At 73.5% G+C, this 21,135-nt stretch carries 21 protein-coding genes; 12 read left to right on the forward strand and 9 right to left on the reverse strand.

The window, feature by feature from the left end:
- Positions 1-228 precede the first annotated feature (228 nt).
- From AB0J67_RS29655 to AB0J67_RS29670, 4 genes are read left to right on the forward strand one after another with little or no spacing between them, the layout of a single operon-like run.
- On the forward strand, positions 229-801 hold the full coding sequence (locus AB0J67_RS29655) for a hypothetical protein (RefSeq protein WP_363486953.1): 573 nt from the start codon (positions 229-231) through the stop codon (positions 799-801).
- Positions 802-809: 8 nt separating this feature from the next.
- Positions 810-2,000 carry a histidine kinase gene (locus AB0J67_RS29660; protein ID WP_363486955.1) on the forward strand — a complete coding sequence of 397 codons (1,191 nt, stop codon included), beginning with the start codon at positions 810-812 and terminating at the stop codon, positions 1,998-2,000.
- Positions 1,997-2,686: a response regulator transcription factor gene (locus AB0J67_RS29665; protein WP_363486957.1), complete on the forward strand. Its 690-nt coding sequence runs from the start codon at positions 1,997-1,999 to the stop codon at positions 2,684-2,686. Before AB0J67_RS29660 ends, AB0J67_RS29665 begins: the two co-directional genes overlap by 4 nt.
- A gap of 17 nt (positions 2,687-2,703) precedes the next feature.
- Positions 2,704-3,609 carry a dienelactone hydrolase family protein gene (locus AB0J67_RS29670; protein ID WP_363486959.1) on the forward strand — a complete coding sequence of 302 codons (906 nt, stop codon included), beginning with the start codon at positions 2,704-2,706 and terminating at the stop codon, positions 3,607-3,609.
- Positions 3,610-3,618: 9 nt separating this feature from the next.
- Here the strand turns inward: AB0J67_RS29670 and polX are convergent, their stop codons facing one another.
- A complete protein-coding gene (polX, locus tag AB0J67_RS29675; protein WP_363486961.1) occupies positions 3,619-5,346 on the reverse strand; it encodes a DNA polymerase/3'-5' exonuclease PolX in 1,728 nt (575 codons plus the stop codon).
- 23 nt (positions 5,347-5,369) lie between these two features.
- Between polX and AB0J67_RS29680 the strand changes: the two genes are divergently transcribed.
- From AB0J67_RS29680 to AB0J67_RS29690, 3 genes are all read left to right on the forward strand, one after another.
- Positions 5,370-5,645 carry an acylphosphatase gene (locus AB0J67_RS29680; protein ID WP_363486963.1) on the forward strand — a complete coding sequence of 92 codons (276 nt, stop codon included), beginning with the start codon at positions 5,370-5,372 and terminating at the stop codon, positions 5,643-5,645.
- A 41-nt stretch (positions 5,646-5,686) separates the two neighbouring features.
- Entirely contained in the window at positions 5,687-6,469 is a 783-nt protein-coding gene (locus AB0J67_RS29685; protein ID WP_363486965.1) for a DUF3105 domain-containing protein, read from the forward strand.
- A gap of 128 nt (positions 6,470-6,597) precedes the next feature.
- Positions 6,598-7,461, forward strand: coding sequence for a hypothetical protein (locus AB0J67_RS29690; RefSeq protein ID WP_363486967.1), 864 nt, complete (start codon positions 6,598-6,600; stop codon positions 7,459-7,461).
- Positions 7,462-7,537: 76 nt separating this feature from the next.
- Here AB0J67_RS29690 and AB0J67_RS29695 read toward each other — a convergent pair whose 3' ends face one another.
- Entirely contained in the window at positions 7,538-8,791 is a 1,254-nt protein-coding gene (locus AB0J67_RS29695; RefSeq protein WP_363486969.1) for an ATP-grasp domain-containing protein, read from the reverse strand.
- A 233-nt stretch (positions 8,792-9,024) separates the two neighbouring features.
- Here AB0J67_RS29695 and AB0J67_RS29700 point away from each other — a divergent pair, with 233 nt between their 5' ends.
- The gene (locus AB0J67_RS29700; RefSeq protein ID WP_363486971.1) at positions 9,025-9,600 is read left to right on the forward strand and encodes a TIGR03086 family metal-binding protein; all 576 of its coding nucleotides are present in this window, start codon (positions 9,025-9,027) and stop codon (positions 9,598-9,600) included.
- Here AB0J67_RS29700 and AB0J67_RS29705 read toward each other — a convergent pair.
- A complete protein-coding gene (locus AB0J67_RS29705; RefSeq protein WP_363486973.1) occupies positions 9,561-11,153 on the reverse strand; it encodes an MFS transporter in 1,593 nt (530 codons plus the stop codon). The genes AB0J67_RS29700 and AB0J67_RS29705 overlap by 40 nt on opposite strands.
- A gap of 100 nt (positions 11,154-11,253) precedes the next feature.
- Here AB0J67_RS29705 and AB0J67_RS29710 point away from each other — a divergent pair, with 100 nt between their 5' ends.
- Entirely contained in the window at positions 11,254-12,210 is a 957-nt protein-coding gene (locus AB0J67_RS29710; protein ID WP_363486975.1) for a LysR family transcriptional regulator, read from the forward strand.
- A 152-nt stretch (positions 12,211-12,362) separates the two neighbouring features.
- A complete protein-coding gene (locus AB0J67_RS29715; protein WP_363486977.1) occupies positions 12,363-12,947 on the forward strand; it encodes a hypothetical protein in 585 nt (194 codons plus the stop codon).
- 89 nt (positions 12,948-13,036) lie between these two features.
- Here AB0J67_RS29715 and AB0J67_RS29720 read toward each other — a convergent pair whose 3' ends face one another.
- Together AB0J67_RS29720 and AB0J67_RS29725 are read right to left on the reverse strand one after the other, a co-directional pair.
- Positions 13,037-13,879, reverse strand: coding sequence for an ATP-grasp domain-containing protein (locus AB0J67_RS29720; RefSeq protein ID WP_363486979.1), 843 nt, complete (start codon positions 13,877-13,879; stop codon positions 13,037-13,039).
- A 249-nt stretch (positions 13,880-14,128) separates the two neighbouring features.
- Positions 14,129-14,617, reverse strand: coding sequence for a helix-turn-helix domain-containing protein (locus AB0J67_RS29725; RefSeq protein WP_363486981.1), 489 nt, complete (start codon positions 14,615-14,617; stop codon positions 14,129-14,131).
- Positions 14,618-14,672: 55 nt separating this feature from the next.
- On the opposite strand from AB0J67_RS29725, the gene AB0J67_RS29730 reads away from it, so the two are divergent.
- Positions 14,673-15,224 (forward strand): PaaI family thioesterase, encoded by a 552-nt coding sequence (locus tag AB0J67_RS29730; protein ID WP_363486983.1) that lies wholly within the window; start codon positions 14,673-14,675, stop codon positions 15,222-15,224.
- Between the two features lie 238 nt (positions 15,225-15,462).
- The gene (locus AB0J67_RS29735) at positions 15,463-16,458 is read left to right on the forward strand and encodes a S1 family peptidase (RefSeq protein ID WP_363486985.1); all 996 of its coding nucleotides are present in this window, start codon (positions 15,463-15,465) and stop codon (positions 16,456-16,458) included.
- Positions 16,459-16,566: 108 nt separating this feature from the next.
- Here AB0J67_RS29735 and AB0J67_RS29740 read toward each other — a convergent pair whose 3' ends face one another.
- The 4 genes from AB0J67_RS29740 to AB0J67_RS29755 all read right to left on the reverse strand — a co-directional run.
- A complete protein-coding gene (locus AB0J67_RS29740; protein ID WP_363486987.1) occupies positions 16,567-17,973 on the reverse strand; it encodes a GH1 family beta-glucosidase in 1,407 nt (468 codons plus the stop codon).
- Between the two features lie 97 nt (positions 17,974-18,070).
- Positions 18,071-18,883, reverse strand: coding sequence for a carbohydrate ABC transporter permease (locus AB0J67_RS29745; protein ID WP_363486989.1), 813 nt, complete (start codon positions 18,881-18,883; stop codon positions 18,071-18,073).
- A complete protein-coding gene (locus tag AB0J67_RS29750; protein WP_363486991.1) occupies positions 18,880-19,791 on the reverse strand; it encodes a sugar ABC transporter permease in 912 nt (303 codons plus the stop codon). The genes AB0J67_RS29745 and AB0J67_RS29750 overlap by 4 nt, the downstream gene beginning before the upstream one ends.
- Positions 19,792-19,927: 136 nt before the next feature.
- On the reverse strand, positions 19,928-21,135 hold a 1,208-nt coding region (locus AB0J67_RS29755; RefSeq protein ID WP_363486993.1), incomplete at its 5' end, for an extracellular solute-binding protein.

Below are 21,135 nucleotides of genomic sequence, written 5' to 3' on the forward strand. Positions count from 1 at the left end.
CGGGCGCCCCCCCGGCGCCCCCTTCTGTTGCGGGTACCGGGTTGCGAACCGGTCGGGGGGTCCCCTGTACGGGGGCTACCCCGCGTGGTCTACCCCGGACCGTCCGGGTACGACCACGGGTGGACGCGAGCCGCGAGACCTGCGCGGAAAGACGACAGGCGAACTCATCGACCTGGGGTGATGCCGGGGCTACTCTGCTGGCACCTTCGACCTCCCCAGGAGCCGATCATGTGCGTGGGAACCGCCGTCCGTGCCGACATCCGGGTGTCCGTCCAGGACAGATCGGCCCCCGACCGGGTATCCGGCCACCTGGCGACCGGCATCCTCGTCGACGCCGACGTGGTGCTGGTGCCCAACCCACCGCGCGAGCTGCTGGAACCCGGTCGTGACCTGGAGCTCGTGGTGTTCCCCGTCGCGCTGGACCCGCACTCCCCCGTCGACGTGCTGGACGGCTGGAAGTGGAGCCGCTTCGCGCTGCGCGGGGCGGAGCGACCCACCGCCGCCCTCGCCAAGCTGCACCACCACGCGACGTACGCGGCGCAGATCGGCGAGGTGGACAACCGGGAGCTGGCCGCGCTGACCGCCGAGCTGGACGGCGACCTGTGGGCCGCGCTGCTGCGGCTCGGGGCGGTGCCGCGCGGCATCGAGGAGATCGACCGCGACCTGCTGGCGCGGCTCGGCGAGGTGGAGCGGGCGCAGCGGGAGCCGCGCCGGGCCGCGCACGAGTTCCGGTCGTACGCCGAGATGACGGACGGCTTCTGCATCTTCTTCTGCTTCTGCAGCCCGCACGACCCGGAGTAGGTGAGACCGTGAGGCACTGGCGACGAGCCACCGACGCGCTGCCGGCGCTGCTGGTCTGGCTGCTGGACCTGATGCTGTTCTCCACCGCCGGGGCGGACCTGGGCGAGGCGGGCGGCGGGCCGTCCTGGTGGCTGGTCGGCTACGTCGGCCTGGGCGCGCTCGCGCTGGCCTGGCGGCGCCGCGCGCCGGTCGCGGTCTTCGCGTGGACGTGGGTGCACGCCGTGGTCGGCTGCGCGCTGGTCCCCGGCTACCTGCCGGTGCTGGCGCTGCTCGTCGCGCTGTACACCGTCGGCGCGTACCTGCCGCGCCGGATGGCCTGGCTGGTCGGGCCTGCGCTGGTGCCCTACGGCGTCATCGCCGCCAACGGCGCCTGGCTGGCCGCGCCGCCCCGCCAGGCCGCCACCTTCATCGGGTTGCTGCTGGTGTACGCCCTGTTCGTGGGTGGGGTGTGGGCCGTGGGCCGGTGGGCGGGCACCAGCCGCCGCCGGCTGGCCGCGGCCGAGGAGCAGCGGGCCGTGGCCGCCCGCGCGGCGGTCGCCGCCGAGCGCACCCGCATCTCGCGCGAGCTGCACGACATCGTCGCGCACACGGTGACGGTGATGATGCTGCAGGCCGCCGGGGCGGGCAAGGTGATGGCGGTCCAGCCGGAGCGCGCGCAGGCCGCCCTGGGGCAGATCGAGGAGCTGGGCCGGCAGGCCATCGCCGAGCTGCGCCGGATGCTGGCGGTGCTGTCCACGGCGGCCGACGCCGAGACCGGCACGCAGCCGGGCCTGGGCGACCTGGACGAGCTGCTGCACCGGATGCGGGCCACCGGCATGCCGGTGGAGCTGGTCGTGGAGGGCGAGCCGCGCCCGCTCGACCCCAGCGTGGGGCTGGCCGCGTACCGCACGGTGCAGGAGGCGCTCACCAACATCGCCAAGCACCAGGGCGGCGAGGCGCCCGCCGCGGTCCGCCTGGCCTGGGGCGACGAGCTGCTCGTGCAGGTCACCGGCAGGGGCCGCGCCGCGACCGCCCGGCCGGCCCTGTCCACCGGGCACGGCCTGCTCGGGCTGCGGGAGCGGATCGCCGTCACGGGCGGCACGCTGGAAGCGGGCCCGACCGGTGACGGCTTCACGGTCGCCGCGACGCTGCCCACCGGAGCGGCCGGTGGCCGGGCGCCCGAGGCGACGGGCGCGGTCGCGCCGGGCGGTGGGCGGTGAGCATCCGGGTGCTGCTGGCCGACGACCAGCCGCTGGTGCGGGCCGGGATCGCGATGCTGCTGGCCGCCGAGCCGGACGTGGCGGTGGTCGGCGAGTGCGACGACGGCGCGGCCGCCGTGGACCTGGCCCGCGAGCTGCGGCCGGACGTGGTGCTGATGGACGTGCGCATGTCCGGCATGGACGGCGTCGAGGCCACCCGGCGCGTCACCGCCGACGGCTTCGCCGACCCCGACCGCCCCGTCAAGGTCGTCATCCTGACCACGTACCACGTGGACGAGACCGTGTACGCGGCGCTGCGCGCGGGCGCCTCCGGCTTCCTGCTCAAGGACGCCGTCCCAGCCGAGCTGGTGCTGGCCGTGCGGGCGGTCGCGGCGGGCGAGGCGTGGCTCGACCCGGCGGTGGCGCGCGGGCTGCTGGACGAGTTCGCCGCCCGGCCCGGCACGCGGGCGGCGTCCCCGGCCCGGATGCGCGAGCTGACCGAACGCGAGCGCGAGGTGCTGGCGCTGGCGGCGTACGGGCTGTCCAACACCGAGATCGCGCAGGCGCTGGTGATCGGGGAGGCCACGGTGAAAACGCACCTGGGCCGGGTGCTGATGAAGCTCGGCGTGCGCGACCGCACCCAGGCGGTGGTCGCGGCATACCAGTACGGGCTGGTCACGCCCGGCTCGCGGGCGATGCCCGCCTGACGGGGTATCAATGAAGGATGTCCGAGTTCAGCGAGTACCTGTCCAGCGAAGTGGTCGTCGACTACGCCGACGGGCTGATCTCACGGCGCGAGGCGCTGCACCGGCTGGCGCTGCTCGGCGTGGGCGCGGCGGTGGCGGTGCCGCTGCTGGCCGCCTGCGAGAGCCGGCGCGCCGACCCCGCGACCGCCCCGACCGGCACGCCCGGCCCGGTGCCCAGCGGCCCGGCCGGTCCCAGCCCGCTGCCGACCCAGCCGGTCACTTTCCCCGGCCCGCAGGGGCGCGAGCTGCGGGGCGCCTTCGCCGCGGCGGTCACCCCGCGCGGCTCGGTGCTGGTCGTGCACGAGAACAAGGGCCTCACCGACCACATCGCCTCGGTCGCCGGGCGGCTGGCCGCCGCGGGCTGGTCCGCGCTCGCGATCGACCTGCTGTCCGAGGAGGGCGGCACGGCCCGCTTCACCGACCCGGCGCAGGCCACCGCGGCGCTCAACGCCGCCCCGCCGGAGCGGTTGCTCGCCGACCTGCGGGCCGGGATCGACGAGCTGCTGCGGCGCGGCCCCGGGCACACGGTCGGGGCGATGGGCTTCTGCTTCGGCGGCGGCATGGTCTGGTCGCTGCTGGCCGCGGGCGAGCCCCGGTTGCACGCGGCGGTGCCGTTCTACGGCCCGTTCCCGGCCGGGGCCTCGCTGTCGGGCTCCCCGCAGGCGGCCGTGCTCGGCGTGTACGCCCAGCTCGACGACCGGGTCAACGCCAGCCGCGACGCGGCCGGCGACGCGCTGCGCCAGGCCGGGCTGACCCACGAGATCGTCACCTACCCGGACGTGAACCACGCCTTCTTCAACGACACCGGTGCCCGCTACAACGCCGCGGCGGCGAGCCAGGCCTGGGCGAAGCTCACCGCCTGGTTCGGCGAGCACCTCGCCTGAGCGCCCGGCTCAGGCGGCGCGGCGCTTGGCGGCGACGAAGGCCTTCAGCTCGGTGAGCGTCCAGGTGTTGATGACGTCGGCGGGGGTGAGCCAGCCGCGCTGGGCGATGCCGATGCCGAAGCGGAGCATGTCCAGGTGGACGGTGGAGTGCGCGTCGGTGTCGATCGCGAACTTCACGCCGCGCTCGCGGGCCCGCATGATCAGCTCGTCGTTCAGGTCGAGCCGGTCCGGGAACGCGTTGACCTCCATCGCGGTGCCGGTGGCGGCGGCCGCGTCGAACACCGCGTCCCAGTCCGGCTCGATCGGACCGCGCCGGCCGATCAGCCGCGTCGTCGGGTGCCCGATGATGTTGACGTACGGGTTCTCGCACGCCCTGACCAGCCGGTGCGTCAGCTCCGCCGGGGTCTGCGTGAAGTGCGAGTGGATCGAGGCCACGCAGATGTCGAACCCGGCCAGGAAGTCGGCGTCCCAGTCCACGCCGCCGTCGGGGTCGATGTTCAGCTCGCTGCCGTGCAGCAGCGCCATCCGCCCCTCGTCGGCCAGCTCGCGCAGCTTGCGGCGCTGGGCCAGCATCTTGGCGTCGGTCATCCGCTGCATCGGCATGTTCTTGGCGTGGTCGGTGACCGCGTAGTAGCGGTAGCCGCGCTTGCGGGCCGCGGCCAGCATCTGCGCCAGTGTGGAGACCCCGTCGGTGAGGTCGGTGTGGGTGTGCAGGTCGCCGCGGATGTCCGCCTCGGTGACCAGCTGCGGCAGCCGGCCGTCGCGGGCCGCGGCCACCTCGCCCCGGTCCTCGCGCAGGGTGGGCGGGATCCACGGCAGCCCGAGCTGCTCGTACACCTCCTCCTCGGTCTCCGACACCACCAGCGCGTCGTCCTCCGTGCGGAACAGGCCGTACTCGGACAGCTTGCGGCCCTTGCGGACGGCGATCTCGCGGACCCGGATGTTGTGCTCCTTGGAGCCGGTGAAGTACTGCAGCGCGGCGCCCCACGACTCGGGCGGCACCACCCGCAGGTCCACCTGGAGGCCGTCCCGGGTGCGGATGGACGTCTTCGCCGGGCCGCGCGCGATCACCTCGCCGACCAGCGGCAGCTCCGCGAAGACCGCCATGATCGGCGCGGACTCGCGGGACGCGACCAGGATGTCGACGTCGCCGATGCTGTCCCGCCCGCGCCGCAGCGAGCCCGCGTAGGTGCACTTCTCGCAGCCGGGCAGCGCCGACAGCGCCGCAATCACCTCCTGCGCGGTGGCCAGCGCGGCGGAGATCAGCACCCGGCCGCCGCTGTGCCGCAGCACCTCGATGCCGTGCAGGATGTTCGCCGCGGTCTTGGCCCCGAACCCGCGCAGCCCGGACAGCCGCCCCGCCTCGATCGCCTTGACCAGCTCGTCGACCGAGGCGACGCCCAGCTCGCGGTGCAGGGCCATGGCCTTGGCCGGGCCCAGGCCGGGGACGGCCATCAGCTCGCGCACCCCGGCGGGCACCTCGGCCCGCAGCTTCTCCAGCGCCTCCATCCGGCCGGTGCCGAGATACTCGACGATCTTCTCGGCGGTGGACTTGCCGACGCCGGGGATCTGTGCGAGGCCCTTGACGTCGAGCGTGGCGACGTCGGTGGCGTAGCCGGCCACGCCGCGGGCCGCCTTCTCGTAGGTGCGGGCCCGGAAGGCGTCGCCTCCGGTGATCGAGATGAGATCGGCGTACTCCTGCAGCGCCGCCGCGACGACCTCGTTTGGCCGGGCCATACCGACCAGTCTACGGTTTAACCATGATCCGCAGGCGGGTTGTGATCTCGGGCGAGGTGCAGGGCGTGTACTACCGCGACACCTGCCGGCGGCTCGCCCTGGCCGCGGGGGTCGGCGGGTGGGTGCGCAACCGGGCCGACCGCACCGTCGAGGCGGTCTTCGAGGGTACGCCCGACCGCGTCGACCGCCTGGTGGCGTGGACCCGGCAGGGCCCCGAGCTGGCGATCGTCGACGACGTCGAGGTCTTCGACGAGACACCCGAGGGCCTGTCCGGCTTCGACATCCGCCCCACCGTCTGACAGGATCGCCGGGGCGAGACGAGATCCCGGGGAGGCCCGCCATGGTGGAGAACGCGCCGCAGCACCCGCCGCAGCAGCCGCAGCAGCCGCAGAGCGCGCCGCCGTACCCGCCGCAGAGCGCCCCGCCGCAGAGCGCGCCGCCGTACCTGCCGCAGCAGGCGCAGCCGGCGTCGCGGGCGGTGTGGCCGTGGCTGGTCGGCGGCCTGGTCGTGCTGCTGTGCCTGTGCGGCGTCGTCGGGGTGGGCGGCTTCCTGTTCTACCAGGCCCGCGACGAGACGACGGCCGGCCCGGCGGTCGACCCGGCGCTGCCGCCGGTCACCGCTGACAACTGGCGCGAGGCGCTGACCTCGATCGACGGCGTGCGCGACTACTTCTCGGCGGGCACCCTCAGCCAGCAGCACGCCCCCGGCCCGGTGGACTACCCGCAGCGGCCGCCGGTCGGCGGGGAGCACTACCTGGAGTGGCAGACCTGCACCGGCATGGTCTACGACCTGCCGATCGCCCCCGAGCGCGCGGTGCACAGCATGGAGCACGGCGCGGTGTGGATCACCTACCACCTGAGCCTCGACGCGGCCCAGGTGCGCCGGCTGGCCGAGCTGGTGTCCGGCCGCGACTACCTGATGCTCAGCCCGTTCCCCGAGCAGGATGCGAAGATCTCGGTGCAGGCCTGGGGCTACCAGCTGAAGGTGGACAACGCCGACGACCCGCGCATCGCCGCGTTCATCAAGGCCGCCCGGGTCAACGCCGCGCCGGAGCCGGGTGCGCCGTGCTCCGGTGGCAGCACCGCGACCGGTCCACTGCCCGCGGCGGGCACCGCGACCTGAGTCCGTTGCATCGACCGTTCTCTTTATTGACAGCCCTGATGGTCTCTGGATAGATGTATTTATTGTGAACGCAGCTTTCCCGCTGCGTCGGCAATGCGTCCCATCAGGACTTTCATCGGGAGCCCACCATGCTTCGGGCGTACTTCGGCCGGCACAAGTCGGCGTCGACCTGGGCCAGATCCATCCTGCACGAGGCGGCGTTCGCGCTGGACCTCAAGGTGGTCACGGTCCACGTGCCCGAGCAGTGGGCGCCGTACGACTCGCTCGGCGACATGATCCGGGCCACCCGGCCCGACCTGCTGATCATGACGAACGCCCAGCGGGAATGGGTGGCCACGCTGCCCGAGATGCGGGCGTTCCACCTGATCCGCGACCCGCGCGACATCGTGGTCTCCGGCTACTTCAGCCACCTCAACAGCCACCCCGAGGTGGTCGGCGGGATGCCCTGGCCCGAGCTGGTGGCACACCGGCGCAACCTGCGCACCCTCGACGAGTCCGGCGGCCTGCTGGCCGAGGTCGAGTTCAGCGGCATGTTCCTGGACCCGATGGCGGGCTGGGACTACGCCCACCCCGGCATCCTCGAGGTGCGCATGGAGGACGCCATCGTCGACCCGGTGAAGAGCTGGTCCACCATCCTCGGCCACCTGGACCTGCTCACCCCCGACGGCTCCGGCCCGGAGCGGGCGCGCATGGCCGCGGTGCGCTGGAACCTGGCCGACCGCCGCGGCACGCCGAAGTCACTGGCCTACCCGCGCAAGGTGCTGCCCCGGCTGCCGATCCGCCGCCTGCCGGGGGCGTACCCGGCCGACGCCTGCGCGCGGTTCTCGTTCAGCCGCCTGGCCAAGGGCCGTGAGCGCGGCCAGGAGGACGTGCACAGCCACTACCGCCGCGGGGTGGCCGGCGACTGGCGTAACCACCTGACCGCCACGCACCTCGCCGCGTTCCGCGACCGCTACGGCGACCTCGTCGAGCAGCTCGGCTACGACTGGTGAAAAGGAAAGGAAGGGCACCTTCTTATCGTTTTCCGTAGCAGAAGGTGCCCTTCCTCACCGGCGCGGAGCGTGCGGGTCAGCCGTGGTCGGCCGGGGGTTCGCCGTTGATCCGCAGCGCGGCGCCCGCGGCGTCGAGCGCGGCCCGGCACTCGGCGGCCGTCTGGGCGACCGCGGTGGCGAAGGCGACCCGCCCGTTGACCGTGCCCGCGGGCGGCGGTGAGCGCCGGTCCCCCGGCTCGGCTAGCAGCGCCAGCTCGTCCACGGCGGCCGGCAGCCCGGCGCGGTCGAAGCCGAGCGTCTCGACGACCGTGTCCGGCCGCGCCGGGTAGAAGAACCGCACGCCCGCGACCAGCTTGCGATCGGGCACCGCCGACGGCGGCCGGCCGCAGGCGACCGCGGCGGCGGCCAGCGCCGTGTCCACGCCGGTGGCGCGCAGGCCCAGGTACGGGATCATGTCGCCGCCCAGCCGCGCGTTGACCTCGATGATGCGCGGCCCGCGCGCCGACAGCCTGATCTCGGTATGGGTCACCCCGTCGGTGAAGCCCAGCGCCGCGTGCGCGTCGTGCAGCAGCCGCAGCAGCTGCTCGTCGTGGCGCAGCGGGTCGTCGCCGTGCACGTGATGCCCGATCTCGATGCAGTACGGCGGGTGCCCGATCTCCTTGCGGGCCACGCACAGCGGGGTCACCTCGCCCCGGTGCACCGCCGCGTCGACGCTGATCTCCTCGCCGTCGACGTACTCCTCCAGCAGCACCTGCGGCCGCCAGTCCGGCAGCGCGCCGTGGCGGACGCCGCTGGTGAAGTCGTACGCGTCGGCGAGCTGCCCGGGACCGTCCACCTTGATCACCCCGACGCTCAGCGCGAGGTCGCTCGGCTTGAGGATCACCGGGTACCCGATGCGGGACGCCTCGGTGGCGGCCTGCGCCAGCGAGCCGACCGGCACCGACGCGGGCTGGGGCACGCCCGCGGCGGCCAGCGCGCGGCGGGTCAGCAGCTTGTCCCGGCACCGGGCGACGGCCGCCGGGTCGCCGATCAGGCCCAGCTCGGCGGCGAGCGCGGCGGTCTGCGGCGTGCGCGCCTCGTCCCACGTCATCACGCCCGCGACCGGCCCGTCCGCGGCGAGCCGCCGGGCCGCCTGCGCCATCGCCGCGACGTCGAGCAGCGCCCCCAGCTCGGTCGCGCCGTCGATGTAGTCCCGCTCCCAGGTCGGCGCGACCCCGGTCAGCATGTGCACCCGGTACGCCGTCGCCAGCGAGCGCAGCAGGTACTCCCGGAACTCGCGCTTGCCGGTGCGCACCATCAGCAGCAGCGGGCGATCGTCAGGGACGGCCATCGTCACTCCCTCTCCGGCCCCCGCGACCGACAGCCGATCTGCGGATCGGCACGTGAGAGTCTCACGTGCCGACCCACGGATCGTCAAGAACTTCGATATGTAGCGGACAGAGCGTGCCACCGGCCGCAACGGCCGCCGTTCAGGCCACCGAGCTGATTGGACGGTCTGCGACGTCCGCCACCTGTCCGTAACGGCACTGGAACGCGCCCACCTGCGGCACTAGGGTTCGATACATGGACCTTCGTGACCTCGATCGGCGCGCGCTCGCCGCGGCCGCAGCAGCCGTCAACCGTGTCAAGCGGGCCGATCTCGCCCGGCCGACGCCGTGCGGCGACTGGAACCTCGGCCAGCTGCTCGGGCACATGATCGGCCACAATCGCGGCTTTGCCGCCGCGGCCGCGGGCAGGCCCACCGACCCGGCGGTCTGGGACGACCTGACCCCGCCCGCCGACCCGCGCCGGGTGTTCGCCGAGTCGGTCACCCAGGTCACCAAGGCGTTCCGCGACCGCACCCTGCTCGACCGCAGGATCGAGGTGTACGGCTACGGCACCTACACCGCGCCGACCGTGCTCGGCATGCACTTCGTCGACTTCCTGGTGCACGCGTGGGACGTGGCCAAGTCGATCGGCGCCGACGCGACGCTCGACCCCGAGCTCAGCGGCTCGGCCATGAAGATCGCCCTGCGCTGGCCGACCGACCGGCCCAGCAAGGCCTTCGGCGTGATGGTCGAGCCCGCCGCCGACGCCCCGCCCGGCGACGTGCTCGTCGCCTACCTCGGCCGCCGTCCGGACTGGTCGCCCGGCCACTGAGCCGCGCGCAGCTCGGCCAGCGCCGACTCGGCCGCGGCCAGGTTCGCCCGCACCACCGCCAGCCGCCGCCGGTCCGCCCGGTGCACCTGCGCCACCGCTTCGTACGCCTCCGGCACGTCCAGCACGGCCACGTGCCGCAGCGCCTGCGCGGTGGAGATCGGGGCCGGCCGGGCCAGCCTGCGCCGCCCGCGCCGGGCGCTGACCGTCCAGCCGCCGTCGGCGTACGCCAGCGTGACCGAGACCGGCGCCGCCGGGCCGATGTCCCCGACACCGACCCGGCGGCCCAGCTCGGCCAGCTGCTCCGGCCACCGCGGCGACTGCGCCGCGACGGCGCCGCCCTTGAGGTCGTCGATCTGCCGCCACCGCCGCCGGCCGACGACCGGTGTCAGCGTGGCCGCGAAGTAGGCCGCGCCCGCCAGCAGCAGCCCGCCGCGCAGGCCGAGCGTCTCCACCGCCCAGGCGCCGACCATGCCGCCCAGCGGGATGCCGCCGAAGGTGACCGCGCCGGTCAGCCCGAACACCCGCGCCTGCATCGCGCGCGGCACCCGCTCGAACATCAGCAGGCCGTAGGTCGGGTTCACCGAGGACATGGCCACCCCGGACAGGAACGACACCGCCAGCGCCACCCGCAGGTCGTCGCTGAGCGCCAGCACCAGGAACCGCGGCGAGCCGCCGACCAGGTATCCGAACACCAGCGTCGCGTACCGCGGCAGCCTGTCGACCAGCGCGGCGAACGCCGCCCCGCCCGCGATCGCGCCGAGGGCGAACGCGCCGCCGATCCAGCCCAGCGCGACCGGCGAGCCGAGATGCTCGCGTACCCACAGCGGGATGAACACCACCGCGCTGGCCTGGTTGAACAGGTTGGTCACGAACATCATGCCGACCAGGCTGCGCAGCAGCCGCTCCCCGCGCAGGAAGGTGGCCCCGGCCCGCAGGCTGCCCAGGTAGGACTCGCCCGCCGCCCGCGCGGGCCGGTCCTGCTCCTTGGTGAGGCGCACCAGCGCCGCCACGACGGCGGCGCAGCCGGCGAACGTGGCCGCATCGGCCCAGATCGCGCCGACCGGCCCCAGCCAGGCGATGAGCACCCCGGCGAGCGCCGCGCCGAGCACCATCGCGACCCGGTTCAGCGCCGAGAAGACGGCGGTTACCCGGGCCATCGGCGTGCCCGACGCCGCCACCACCGGCGGCAGCAGCACCCGCTTCGACTTGTCGCCCACGCCGCGCAGCGCGCCCAGCGTCGCGATCAGCACCACCAGCAGGGTGAAGTCGGCGCTGCCGAACGCCGCCACGGCGCCCATCACCAGCGCGCTGCCCAGGTCCGTCACGATGGACACCGGCCGCACGCCGAACCGGTCGGCCAGCGGCGTGCCGAAGATCCCGGCCAGGATGTACGGCAGCGCCTCGGCGAACGCGACCACGCCGACCCGGGTCGGGTCCTCGGTGGTGACCAGCACCAGCCACGGGATGGCCAGAAAGGACATCCGCGAGCCGACGGTCGACACCAGCTCGGCTCCCAGCAGCCCGATCAGCGCCGCCCGGCCCGGTCCCGCCATCCGCCCTCCCCGCTCCCCCGCACCATACCGACGGGTTTCGATCTCCGTCCATCCCGCAACGACACTTCACGGCGCACGGCGGCCGCCGTAGCATCGGCGCGTGAGGTTGGAGCTGCGACACCTGCGGGTCGTCTGCGCCATCGCCGACGCCGGCAGCGTCACCAAGGCGGCGGCCGCGCTCGGCCTGGCCGCGCCCGCCCTCACCACCCAGCTGCAGCGCATCGAGCGCGCCTTCGGCGGGCGGCTGTTCGAGCGCGACCGCCGCGGCGCGCGCCCCACCCCGCTGGGCGAGCTGGTGCTGGCCCGCGCCCGCGTGCTGCTGCCCGCGGTGCAGGGGCTGCAGGAGGAGGCGGCCCAGTTCGCCGGGATGGCGCAGGCCGGCGGCGCGGACGGGCTGCCCGGCTACCGCATCGGCGCGGTGAACGGCCCGCTCATCGGCGGCGTGGTGCACCGGCTGGCCGCCGCGCAGCCGAGCGCCCAGCTGAGCACGTACCCGTCCTGGTCGTCGGCGGAGCTGGCCGCGATGCTGCTGGACGCCCGCCTCGACTTCGCGCTGATCGGCACCTGCGGTGAGGCGAGCCCGCCCGACGAGGGCCGCCTGGTGTGGCACACCGTCGCCACCGCCCCGGTGTGCGCCCTGCTGCCGGAGTCCCACCCGTACGCCGACGCCGACGAGGTGGAGCTGTCCGCGCTGGCCGGCTCCCGCTGGGCGGCCACCCCCGGCGACGGCTGCTTCGCCGAGTGCTTCGCGGCGGCCTGCGCCCGCGCGGGCTTCACGCCCCACCCCATCCACGAGAGCGACCTGGGCGGCTGCGCCGACCTCGTCCGCGGCGGCAACGTCGTGGCCCTCTGCCAGCCCACCTTCCGCGAGGTGACCGGCGTCCGCGTGGTCCCCCTGGCCGGCACCCCCCTGCGCTGGCGCCACCTCATCGGCTGGCACCCCGACTCCTCCGCCGCCCGCGTCGCCCCCCTCCTCACCCGCTACGCCGACGAGTCCTACACCGACGCCGTCAACCGCAGCCCCACCTACCACCGCTGGCTAACCCACCACCCCTGACCCCCTCCCATGCGTTGATCATGAACTTATGGCACGGCTCGACGGCGTGTCACGGCCACAACTTCATGATCGACCACAGCGGAGCGGGGACACGGCGAGCGGAGGCGCGCCTGGGGCGGCGGCGGGTACGGAGCACGGCTATCCTTTCGCGCGTGATCACCATCCGCGTGGCGGCGACGGGGGCGTTCGCGATCGCGACCATGCTCAGCCTGCAGGGATGCATCGGCGTCGGCGGCTCCTGGAGCCATGACCCGAGCACCGCCCGGCCCACACCGCCCGTGGCCGCCGCCTCGCCCGCCCCACGGCCGACGGCTCCCGGCCCGTCGGCTGCCGCGAGCGCCGGGCCCGCCGGATCGACGGTGCTCGGGCCGATCGTCGGCACCGTGCTGATCGGCCCGGAGCGGCTCCGCGACCCGCGGTGTACTGGCGCGCCCCTCCCGCCGCCCGTCACGGTGGCCGTCCGGATCACCGCGCGGGACGGGCAGCCCGCCCAGGTCACGGCCACCGCGTCGTACACGCTGGGCACCGGCGCCGGCGCAAGCCGGTACCAGGGCGAGGTCGCGATGCGGTTCGACGCCGCGAGCGGGCTGTACCGGGCGACGCTGCCGCGCCTGGAGGCCCGTCACTTCACGGGCTCGCCCACCAGTCTGAGCGTCACCGTCGGCGTCACCCAGGGGCCGCCCGTCCAGCCCGGCCTGGCCACCATCCCCGTGGACGGGTGCCTGGGCGCCCTTTAGAACGGCGGCGGGCCGATCCAGGGTTGCTCCTGTCCTGGGCGTACACCGCGCCGCCGCTGCCGATCGGGCAGTCCGCGGGTCGGCGCGGTTCACCGTTCCACGGCGGGCAGCCTGCGCAGGTACGGCCGGTCCGCCGGCGTGATCTCGGCGAGCGGGCGGGCCGACCGCAGCATCACGTCGAGCGCCGCGGCGGCGTCCGCGGCGTAGTGGCCGCTGGCCCAGGCCGCGTTGGCCTCGATCACCGCCCACTCCGGACGGCCGGTCACCGGGTCGGCGAGCAGGCCGACGTCGACCACCACCGCGCTCGGCAGCGCCGGCCGCCCGTCTCGCCCCGCGCCCGCCCCACCGTCCGTGAGGTCTGCACACGTGAGCTGTGCGAAGTCAGCCGCGGCCGCGCTGCGCGGGTCGTCCCCGGCCGCCGCCACGTCGAGCTCCTCGGCCACGGCGTACCGGCTGACCGTGCGCACCTCGCCCTCGGCCAGGAAGCAGCGGAACTCGACCTGGAACGCCACCACGTCGCTGACCAGCACCGGGACGTCATCGTCCAGGATGTCGGGTCCGGGCAGCGCGGCACCGGACGGGTAGACCCGGGCCGGGAAGCTCTTGTCGTCCGGCGGTTTCACGAAGGCGGGCCGGTCCAGCTCGCGGGCCCGGTCGAGGGTGGTGAACACGATCTCGCGCCGGGTGAGCTCGCGCGGCAGCCGGGCGAGCCAGTCCTGGTCCGGCTCCAGCAGGCCTACGCCGAGTTCCGCGCCGACGGCGTCGGCGAACAGCGGCCCGGCGTAGAGGTGCGCGCTGGGGTGGCCGGCCAGGTGCGCCGACAGCCGCCAGCCGTGCATGGTCTCGACCCGCATCCCGCGCCGCCGCGCGGCGTCGGCGTACGCGAGCCCGGTCTCGGTGACGCGCGGCGGCAGGATCAGCACTCTCTCCACGAGCCGCCATGCTGCCAGCGCCGCTCCGCCCGGTCGATCGGGTATCCGCGTCCGGCCGATACGACCGCGAGGTGTCCGACCCGCCGCCGGCGGTCGACCCTGGCCGTGGGCGGCGCAGAGCGGCACTGCCCGGCACAGCGGCACCGCCCGGCACTGCCCGGCATAGGGGCACTGCCCGGCACAGCGGCACAGCGGCACAGCGGCACAGCGGCACAGCGTTAAGAAGGTGCCCTTCCTCTACGCATGGCGTTAAGAAGGTGCCCTTCCTTTACGGGGGAGGGCGCCGGGGCCGGGGCGGGTGGCGACCTGGCGCGGGGAGGCGACGTCGTGGCCCTGGGCGCAGGACAGGTGGGTGTGGACGAGGGCGCCGCAGTCGCGGTGGACCATCTCGACCGGCGGGCCGGCCGGGTCGGCGAGGTAGCGGTCGCCCCATTCGCGTACGGCGACCAGCACGGGATACAGGTCGAAGCCCTTCTCGGTGAGCCGGTACTCGTGGCGCTCGCGCTCGCCGGGCTCCCGGTACGGCTCGCGGCGCAGCACTCCCTGCTCGACCAGCATGTTGAGGCGGTTGGTGAGCACCTGGCGGGGCATGCCGCTGTGCTCGCGCATCTCCTCGAAGCGGCGGATGCCGTTGAAGACCTCGCGCAGCACGACGAGGGTCCAGCGTTCGCCGAGCACCTCCATGGCGCGGGCCACGGTGCAGTTCTCGGTCGACCAGTCGAGTGCGGTAGGTCTCACTACTCCAGGCTAAGTCTCGTTGACAGACTCAGCAAACCGCTGCCAGGCTGAGTCCATGACGCAGACCCAGACCCAGCCGGCCACGCCGAGCCCGGCCGACGCCGCGGCGGACGCGGCGCGCACCCGCACCTTCACCTGGTCCGACCCGCTGCGCAGCGCCGCCGCGCTGGGGCGGCTGAGCGGCCTGGAGCTGATGCACGCGATGGCGCGCGGCGAGCTGCCCGCCCCGCCGGTGATGCACCTGCTCGGCATGGACGGAGTGCAGGCCGAGGAGGGCCGGGTCGTGGTCACCATGCGCGCCCGGGAATTCCACTACAACCCGCTGGGCGGGGTGCACGGCGGGATCCTGGCCACGCTGCTCGACACCGCCGCGGCGTGCGCGGTGCACACCACGCTGCCCGCCGGCACCGGATACACCTCGCTGGACCTGAGCACCAAGTTCCTGCGCCCGGTGAGCGTCGCCTCCGGCCTGCTGCGCTGCGAGGGCACCGTCATCTCCCGCGGCCGCCGCACCGCCCTGGCCCAGGCGCAGCTCACCGATGAGCAGGGCCGCCTGCTCGCGCACGCCACGTCGAGCTGCCTCATCTTCGAGGTCCCCGGCGCCTGACCACCCGGGCCGCGGACCGCCGCTTCCGCCGCGGCCAGACCCCGCTCATCCGCTTCAGGCGCGACCCTGAACAGGCCCGCCGCCCGCGCACCCCGAGCCGCCCGTGACACGCCACGTCACGGGCGGCTGACGGCATACCCACTGAAAGGTCGTTGATCGGCACAGAAACGGCTTGAAACCATGTCCATCAATCGATGTATGCGCCGCCCCACCGGGCGGCCTCATCAGGGGAGGACATGTGAAGGCCACCAGACTCATCCTGGCGATCACCACCGCTGCCACCGTGGCGGCCGGGCTCGTCGGCGTCGCCGCACCCGCGCAGGCCGCGCCCGGACCGAACGGCGCGGCGATCGCCGCGGCGCTGGGCGACGACCGCACCGCGGGCAGCTACCTCGACGCGGCCGGGCGCACCGTCGTCAACGTCACCGATACCGCCGCCGCCGACGCGGTACGCGCCTCCGGTGCCCGGCCGCGCCTGGTCAGCCGCAGCGCGCGGCAGCTCGACCGGCTGCTCGCGGCGCTGGACCGCGGCGTCGTGGGCACCGCCTGGTCGGTCGACCCGGTGGACAACCAGATCGTCGTCGACGTGGACAGCACCGTGACCGGCCCCCGGTTCACCGCGCTCGCGCAGGCCGTGGCCCGCTCCGGCGGGGCCGCCCGCCTCCAGCGCGTCGAGGGCCGGCTCACCCCGACCATCGGCGCGGGGGACGCGATCTACGGCGGCGGATACCGGTGCTCGCTCGGCTTCAACGTGCGCAACGGCAGCACGTACTACTTCCTGACCGCCGGGCACTGCACCGACCTGGCCGTGGAGTGGTTCTCCAACGCGACCCACAGCACCAAGCTCGGCGACCGGACCGGCACCAGCTTCCCCGGCAACGACTACGGCATCGTGCGGTACACCAACACCTCGATCACCAAGTCCGGCGGCTTCTCCGCCGCCGCCAACCCCGTGGTCGGCCAGTCCGCGACCCGCCGCGGCAGCACCACCGGCACCCGCAGCGGCACGGTGACCGGCCTCAACGCGACCGTCCACTACGCCGAGGGCACGGTCAAGGGCATGATCCGCACCGACATCTGCGCCGAGGGCGGCGACAGCGGCGGCCCCCTCTACTCCGGCAGCACCGCGCTGGGTCTCACCTCCGGCGGCTCCGGCAACTGCCGCACCGGCGGCATCACCTACTTCCAGCCCGTGGTCGAGGCCCTCACCAAGTACAACGTCTCCGTCTACTGACCCGTCCCCCCGCCCACCTGACGCCGATCTTGCGCGAACTGTTGGGGATTCGCCCGGAAGGGGCGTGTCGTACCCACAGTTCGCGCAAGATCGGCGCGTCAAAGGGGGTCAGAGGGTGTTGGTGCGGGTCACGTTGCGGTACCAGAGGGCGGAGTCCTTGGGGATGCGGCGCTGGGTCTCGTAGTCGATGTAGACGAGGCCGAAGCGTTTGTCGTAGCCGAAGGCCCACTCGAAGTTGTCCAGGAACGACCAGGCGAGGTAGCCGCGGACGTCGGCGCCGGCGGACAGGGCCTCGTGCACGGCGCGCAGGTGGCCGTCGAGGTAGGCGATGCGGTCGGGGTCGGCGACGCGGTCGCCGGCGGGCTCGTCGGGGTAGGCGGCGCCGTTCTCGGTGACCATCAGGGGGACGCCGGGGTAGTCGCGGGACAGGCGCAGCAGCAGGTCGGTGAGGCCGGTGGGATCGACGTGCCAGCCCATGCCGGTGACGGGGCCGGGTTGCGGGGCGAAGACCAGGCCCTCGCTGCCGGGGTACGCCGGCAGCGCCGGTGCGCCGATCTGCGCGCGGACCAGGACGGGCTGGTAGTAGTTGATGCCCAGCAGGTCGATGGGGGTGGCGATGACCGGCAGGTCCCCGTCGGCGATGACGTCGGCGGCGCCGAACCGGTCGAACAGGGCGAGCATGTCGGCCGGGTACTCCCCGCGCAGCGCCGGGTCGAGGAAGATCCGGTTGAGTACGCCGTCGATGCGCCGCGCCGCCGCGACGTCGTGCGGGTCGGCCGGGTCGGCGGAGCTGACCCGAGCCAGGTTGAGGGTGAGCGACAGCTCCCGCACGCCCGCCGCGCGCAGTGCCTGCCCGGCCAGCCCGTGCCCGAGCATCAGGTGGTGCGCGGCGCGGAACGCGGTGCGCACGTCGGTGCGGCCCGGCGCGTGGTCGCCGCTGGCGTAGCCGAGGAACGCGGCGCACCACGGCTCGTTCAGCGTGGTCCAGGTGCCGACGCGGTCGCCGAGGCGGGCCGCGGTCACCGCGGCGTACTCGGCGAAGTGCGCCGCGGTGTCCCGGTCCGCCCAGCCGCCGCGGCCGCCGTCCTCCAGCGCCTGCGGCAGGTCCCAGTGGTAGAGCGTGACCATCGGCTCGACCCCGGCGGCCAGCAGCTCGTCCACCAGCCGGTCGTAGAAGTCGAGGCCGCGTACGTTGACCGGGCCGGTGCCGCCCGGCTTCACCCGGGGCCAGGCGATCGAGAAGCGGTACGTCCCCATGCCCAGCTCGGCCAGCAGCGCCACGTCCTCGCGGTAGCGCCGGTAGTGGTCGCAGGCGACGTCACCGGTGTGCCCCTCGTGCACCCGGCCGGGCCGCCGCGCGAACGTGTCCCAGATGGACGGCCCGCGCCCGTCCTCGGTCGCCGCACCCTCGATCTGGTACGCGGCCGTCGCCGCGCCCCACCGGAACCCGGCGGGGAACGCCAGCGGCGGCGCCGCTGTCCGCGCTGCTCCGGTCACCAACTGCTCGATGCTCATCAGACCTCCCCAAGTCGCCCGGCGCGACGTGCGCCGGGCCGCTGTTGCGCTGGTGCTCCACCGCGTCACGCCGCGGCGAGCACCGCCCCCGTGGGGCTCATCCCTTGATCGCGCCCTGCATGATGCCGCCGATGAGCTGCTTGCCGAGCAGGCCGAACACCAGCAGCAGCGGCAGCGTGGCCAGCATCGTGCCGGTCAGCGCGAGCGAGTAGTCCTGCACGTAGCCGGCCCGCAGCTGGGACAGCGCCACCTGCACCGTCTGGTTCTCCGGCGAGGCCAGCACCACCAGCGGCCAGAGGTAGTCGTTCCAGACGTTGAGGAAGGTCAGCATGCCGAGCACCGCCGCGGCGGGCCGGGCGACCGGCAGCACGACGTGCCAGAACAGCCGGTGCGTGGCGGCGCCGTCGATGCGCCCGGCCTCCAGCAGCTCGGTCGGCAGCGCCTCGGTCAGGTACTGCGTCATGAAGAACACGCCGAACGCGTTGACCAGCGCGGGCACCGTGACCGCGAGCAGCGTGTCGTGCCACTCCAGCTTGTTGATCAGCATGAACAGCGGGATGATGCCCAGCTGCGTGGGCACCATCATGGTGGCGACCACGGCGAGCAGCAGCGCGGTGCGCCCCTTGAACCGCAGCTTGGCGAAGGCGAACCCGGCCAGCGTCGAGAACAGCACCACCGACGCGGTGTTGATCGACGACACGATGAGGGAGTTCAGCAGCGCCTGGTCGAACGGCACGGTGTCGAAGACCCGCCGGATGTTGTCGAACAGGTTGGCGCCGGGCAGCACCGGCGGCGGCACCTGCGACAGCGCGGAGTTGTCCTGGCTGGACACCACGAAGCTGAAGTACAGCGGGAACGCGGTCAGCAGCAGGACCCCGGTGAGCGTCAGGTAGACGAGCCGTCGTGTCATCGGGAGCTCCGGATACGTCGCGTGATCAGGTAGTTGGCGCCGGCGGCGAGCACGATCAGGCCGAACATCACCCAGGCGGTGGCGGAGGCGTAGCCGAACTCGAAGCCGCGGTTGAAGCCGTGCTCGTACATGTAGAGCGTCAGCGTCTGGAACTGCCGGTCCGGGCCGCCCATGATGCCGTTGGGCCCGCCGCCGGCGAACAGCTGCGGCTCGGCGAAGACCTGCAGGCCGTAGATGGTCGACACGATGACCACGAAGATGAGGGTGGGCCGGATCGACGGGATGGTGATCTTCCGCAGCTGCTGGCCGGCGGTGGCGCCGTCCAGCGTCGCGGACTCGTACAGCTCCTTGGGCACCGCCTGCATGGCGGCCAGGAAGATCAGCGCGTTGTAGCCGGTCCACCGCCAGGTGATCATCGCGGCGATGGCGACGTGCGAGGACGCGACCCCGGCCTGCCAGTCGATGCGGCCCAGGCCGAAGCTCTCCAGCACCCAGTTGATCAGGCCGAAGTCGCGCCCGAACAGCTGGCTGAAGATGACCACCACCGCGACCACGCTGGTGACGTTCGGCAGCAGCATGCCCAGCCGCCACAGCGTCTTGGCGCGCAGCGGGCGGTTCACCAGGTGGGCCAGGATCAGCGCGAAGATCAGCTGCGGCACCGTGGACAGCAGCAGGATCGACACCGTGTTGCGCAGCGCGTTCCAGAAGTACGGGTCGGCCAGCAGCTCGCGGTAGTTGGCCAGCGCCACGAAGGTGTGCTCGTCGGACAGCAGGCTCCAGTCGTGCAGCGAGACCCAGGCGGTGTAGCCGAGCGGGAAGAGCCCGAAGACCGCGAACAGGACGAAGAACGGTGAGATGTAGAGGTACGGCGACAGCCGCGTATCCGCTTTGTAGAGCCAGGCGCGCACCGGGCGCTCCCCTTCCGTGCAGGAGGATCGCCCAGCGACCGGGTGGGCAGCGGGGTGCGCCACCCGGTCGCGGGCAGGTCGGTGGGCACCGGGCCGGCCGGTCAGGGAGCCGGCCGGCCCGGTGCGAGGGGCTGGATCAGGCGAGCTTGGCGACGTCGGCGAGGACCTGCTTCCAGGCGTCCTCGGGCGACTGCTTGCCCTGCTCGATCCGGCCCAGGCCGGCGCCGATGGTGTTGAACACGTCGCCCTGCTTCGGGCCCTGGTGCTGCGGCTGGACCGCCTGCGCCGAGGCCGTGAAGATCTTGCCGAGCGGGGCGTTGTTGAAGAACGGCTTGCTGAACCCGGTCAGGTCCGGGTCGGTGTAGAGCGACGGCGTGGACGGGAAGTTGCCGGTCGCCTTGAAGATCTTCTTCTGCTGCTCCGGGGCGGTGAGCCACTTGATCAGCTCGTACGCCTCCTGCGCGTGCTTGCCCTGCTTCGGCAGCGCCAGGTGCGAGCCGCCCATCGAGCCGGCGCCGCCGGGCACCGCGGCGATGTCCCACTTGCCTGCCGCGTCCTTGGCGTTGGTCTCGATGTACGCCGTCATCCAGGCCGGGCAGACGATGGTGGCGAAGGTGCCCTTGCCGAACGCGGCGCTCCACTCCGGCGTCCAGGCCGACAGCTTCGCCGACTGGTCCGAGCCGATCGCGTCGACGGTGAGGTCCCAGGCCTGCTTGACCGCGGCGTTGCTGTCCACGATCAGCTTGTCGGCGTCGTCGTACACGCCGGTCGGGGCCTGCTCGACGATGGCCCGGAACATGTTGCCCGAGGCCTCCATGAAGTACGACTTCGGCGCGGCCGCCTTGTACCGCTTGCCGGTGGCGACGTAGTCCTCCCAGGTCGGCCAGAGCTTGGACACCTCGTCGCGGTCGGTGGGCAGTCCCGCCGCCTTGAACAGGTCGGTGCGGTAGCACATGGCCATGCCGCCGACGTCGGTGCCGAGACCGATCAGGGACTTCTTGTCGGTGGACAGGGCCTGCTGCCACTTCCACGGCAGCCACTGGCTCTCCAGCGACCCGGCGCCCAGGTCGAGCAGGTTGTGGAAGCGGTTCGGCGTGGCCGTGAAGCTGGACAGGTAGCCGATCTCGATGGCCTCGATGTCGGCCGCGCCGCTGCTGGTGGCCAGATGCGAGATCAGACTCTGGTGGTGCGCGGCGTAGTCGGAGATCCGCTCCTTGATGGTGATGTTCGGGTGTGCCTTCTGGTACTCCTCGTACAGCGGCTTGAAGCCGAAGTCGCCGAAGAGCGCGACGTTCAAAGTGATCTTCTCGTTGCCGGCGGGCTGCTCGTCGGAGCCGCAGGCCG

This window comes from Catellatospora sp. NPDC049609, from assembly GCF_040675365.1.
Classification (GTDB): Bacteria; Actinomycetota; Actinomycetes; order Mycobacteriales; family Micromonosporaceae; genus Catellatospora.

Coding starts and splice junctions, on each gene's coding strand:
- AB0J67_RS29655 (WP_363486953.1), top strand. CDS start 229: ATGTGCGTGGGAACCGCCGTCCGTGCCGACATCCGGGTGTCCGTCCAG.
- AB0J67_RS29670 (WP_363486959.1), top strand. CDS start 2,704: ATGTCCGAGTTCAGCGAGTACCTGTCCAGCGAAGTGGTCGTCGACTAC.
- polX (WP_363486961.1), bottom strand. CDS start 5,346: ATGGCCCGGCCAAACGAGGTCGTCGCGGCGGCGCTGCAGGAGTACGCC.
- AB0J67_RS29680 (WP_363486963.1), top strand. CDS start 5,370: ATGATCCGCAGGCGGGTTGTGATCTCGGGCGAGGTGCAGGGCGTGTAC.
- AB0J67_RS29685 (WP_363486965.1), top strand. CDS start 5,687: ATGGTGGAGAACGCGCCGCAGCACCCGCCGCAGCAGCCGCAGCAGCCG.
- AB0J67_RS29690 (WP_363486967.1), top strand. CDS start 6,598: ATGCTTCGGGCGTACTTCGGCCGGCACAAGTCGGCGTCGACCTGGGCC.
- AB0J67_RS29695 (WP_363486969.1), bottom strand. CDS start 8,791: ATGGCCGTCCCTGACGATCGCCCGCTGCTGCTGATGGTGCGCACCGGC.
- AB0J67_RS29700 (WP_363486971.1), top strand. CDS start 9,025: ATGGACCTTCGTGACCTCGATCGGCGCGCGCTCGCCGCGGCCGCAGCA.
- AB0J67_RS29705 (WP_363486973.1), bottom strand. CDS start 11,153: ATGGCGGGACCGGGCCGGGCGGCGCTGATCGGGCTGCTGGGAGCCGAG.
- AB0J67_RS29730 (WP_363486983.1), top strand. CDS start 14,673: ATGACGCAGACCCAGACCCAGCCGGCCACGCCGAGCCCGGCCGACGCC.
- AB0J67_RS29740 (WP_363486987.1), bottom strand. CDS start 17,973: ATGAGCATCGAGCAGTTGGTGACCGGAGCAGCGCGGACAGCGGCGCCG.
- AB0J67_RS29745 (WP_363486989.1), bottom strand. CDS start 18,883: ATGACACGACGGCTCGTCTACCTGACGCTCACCGGGGTCCTGCTGCTG.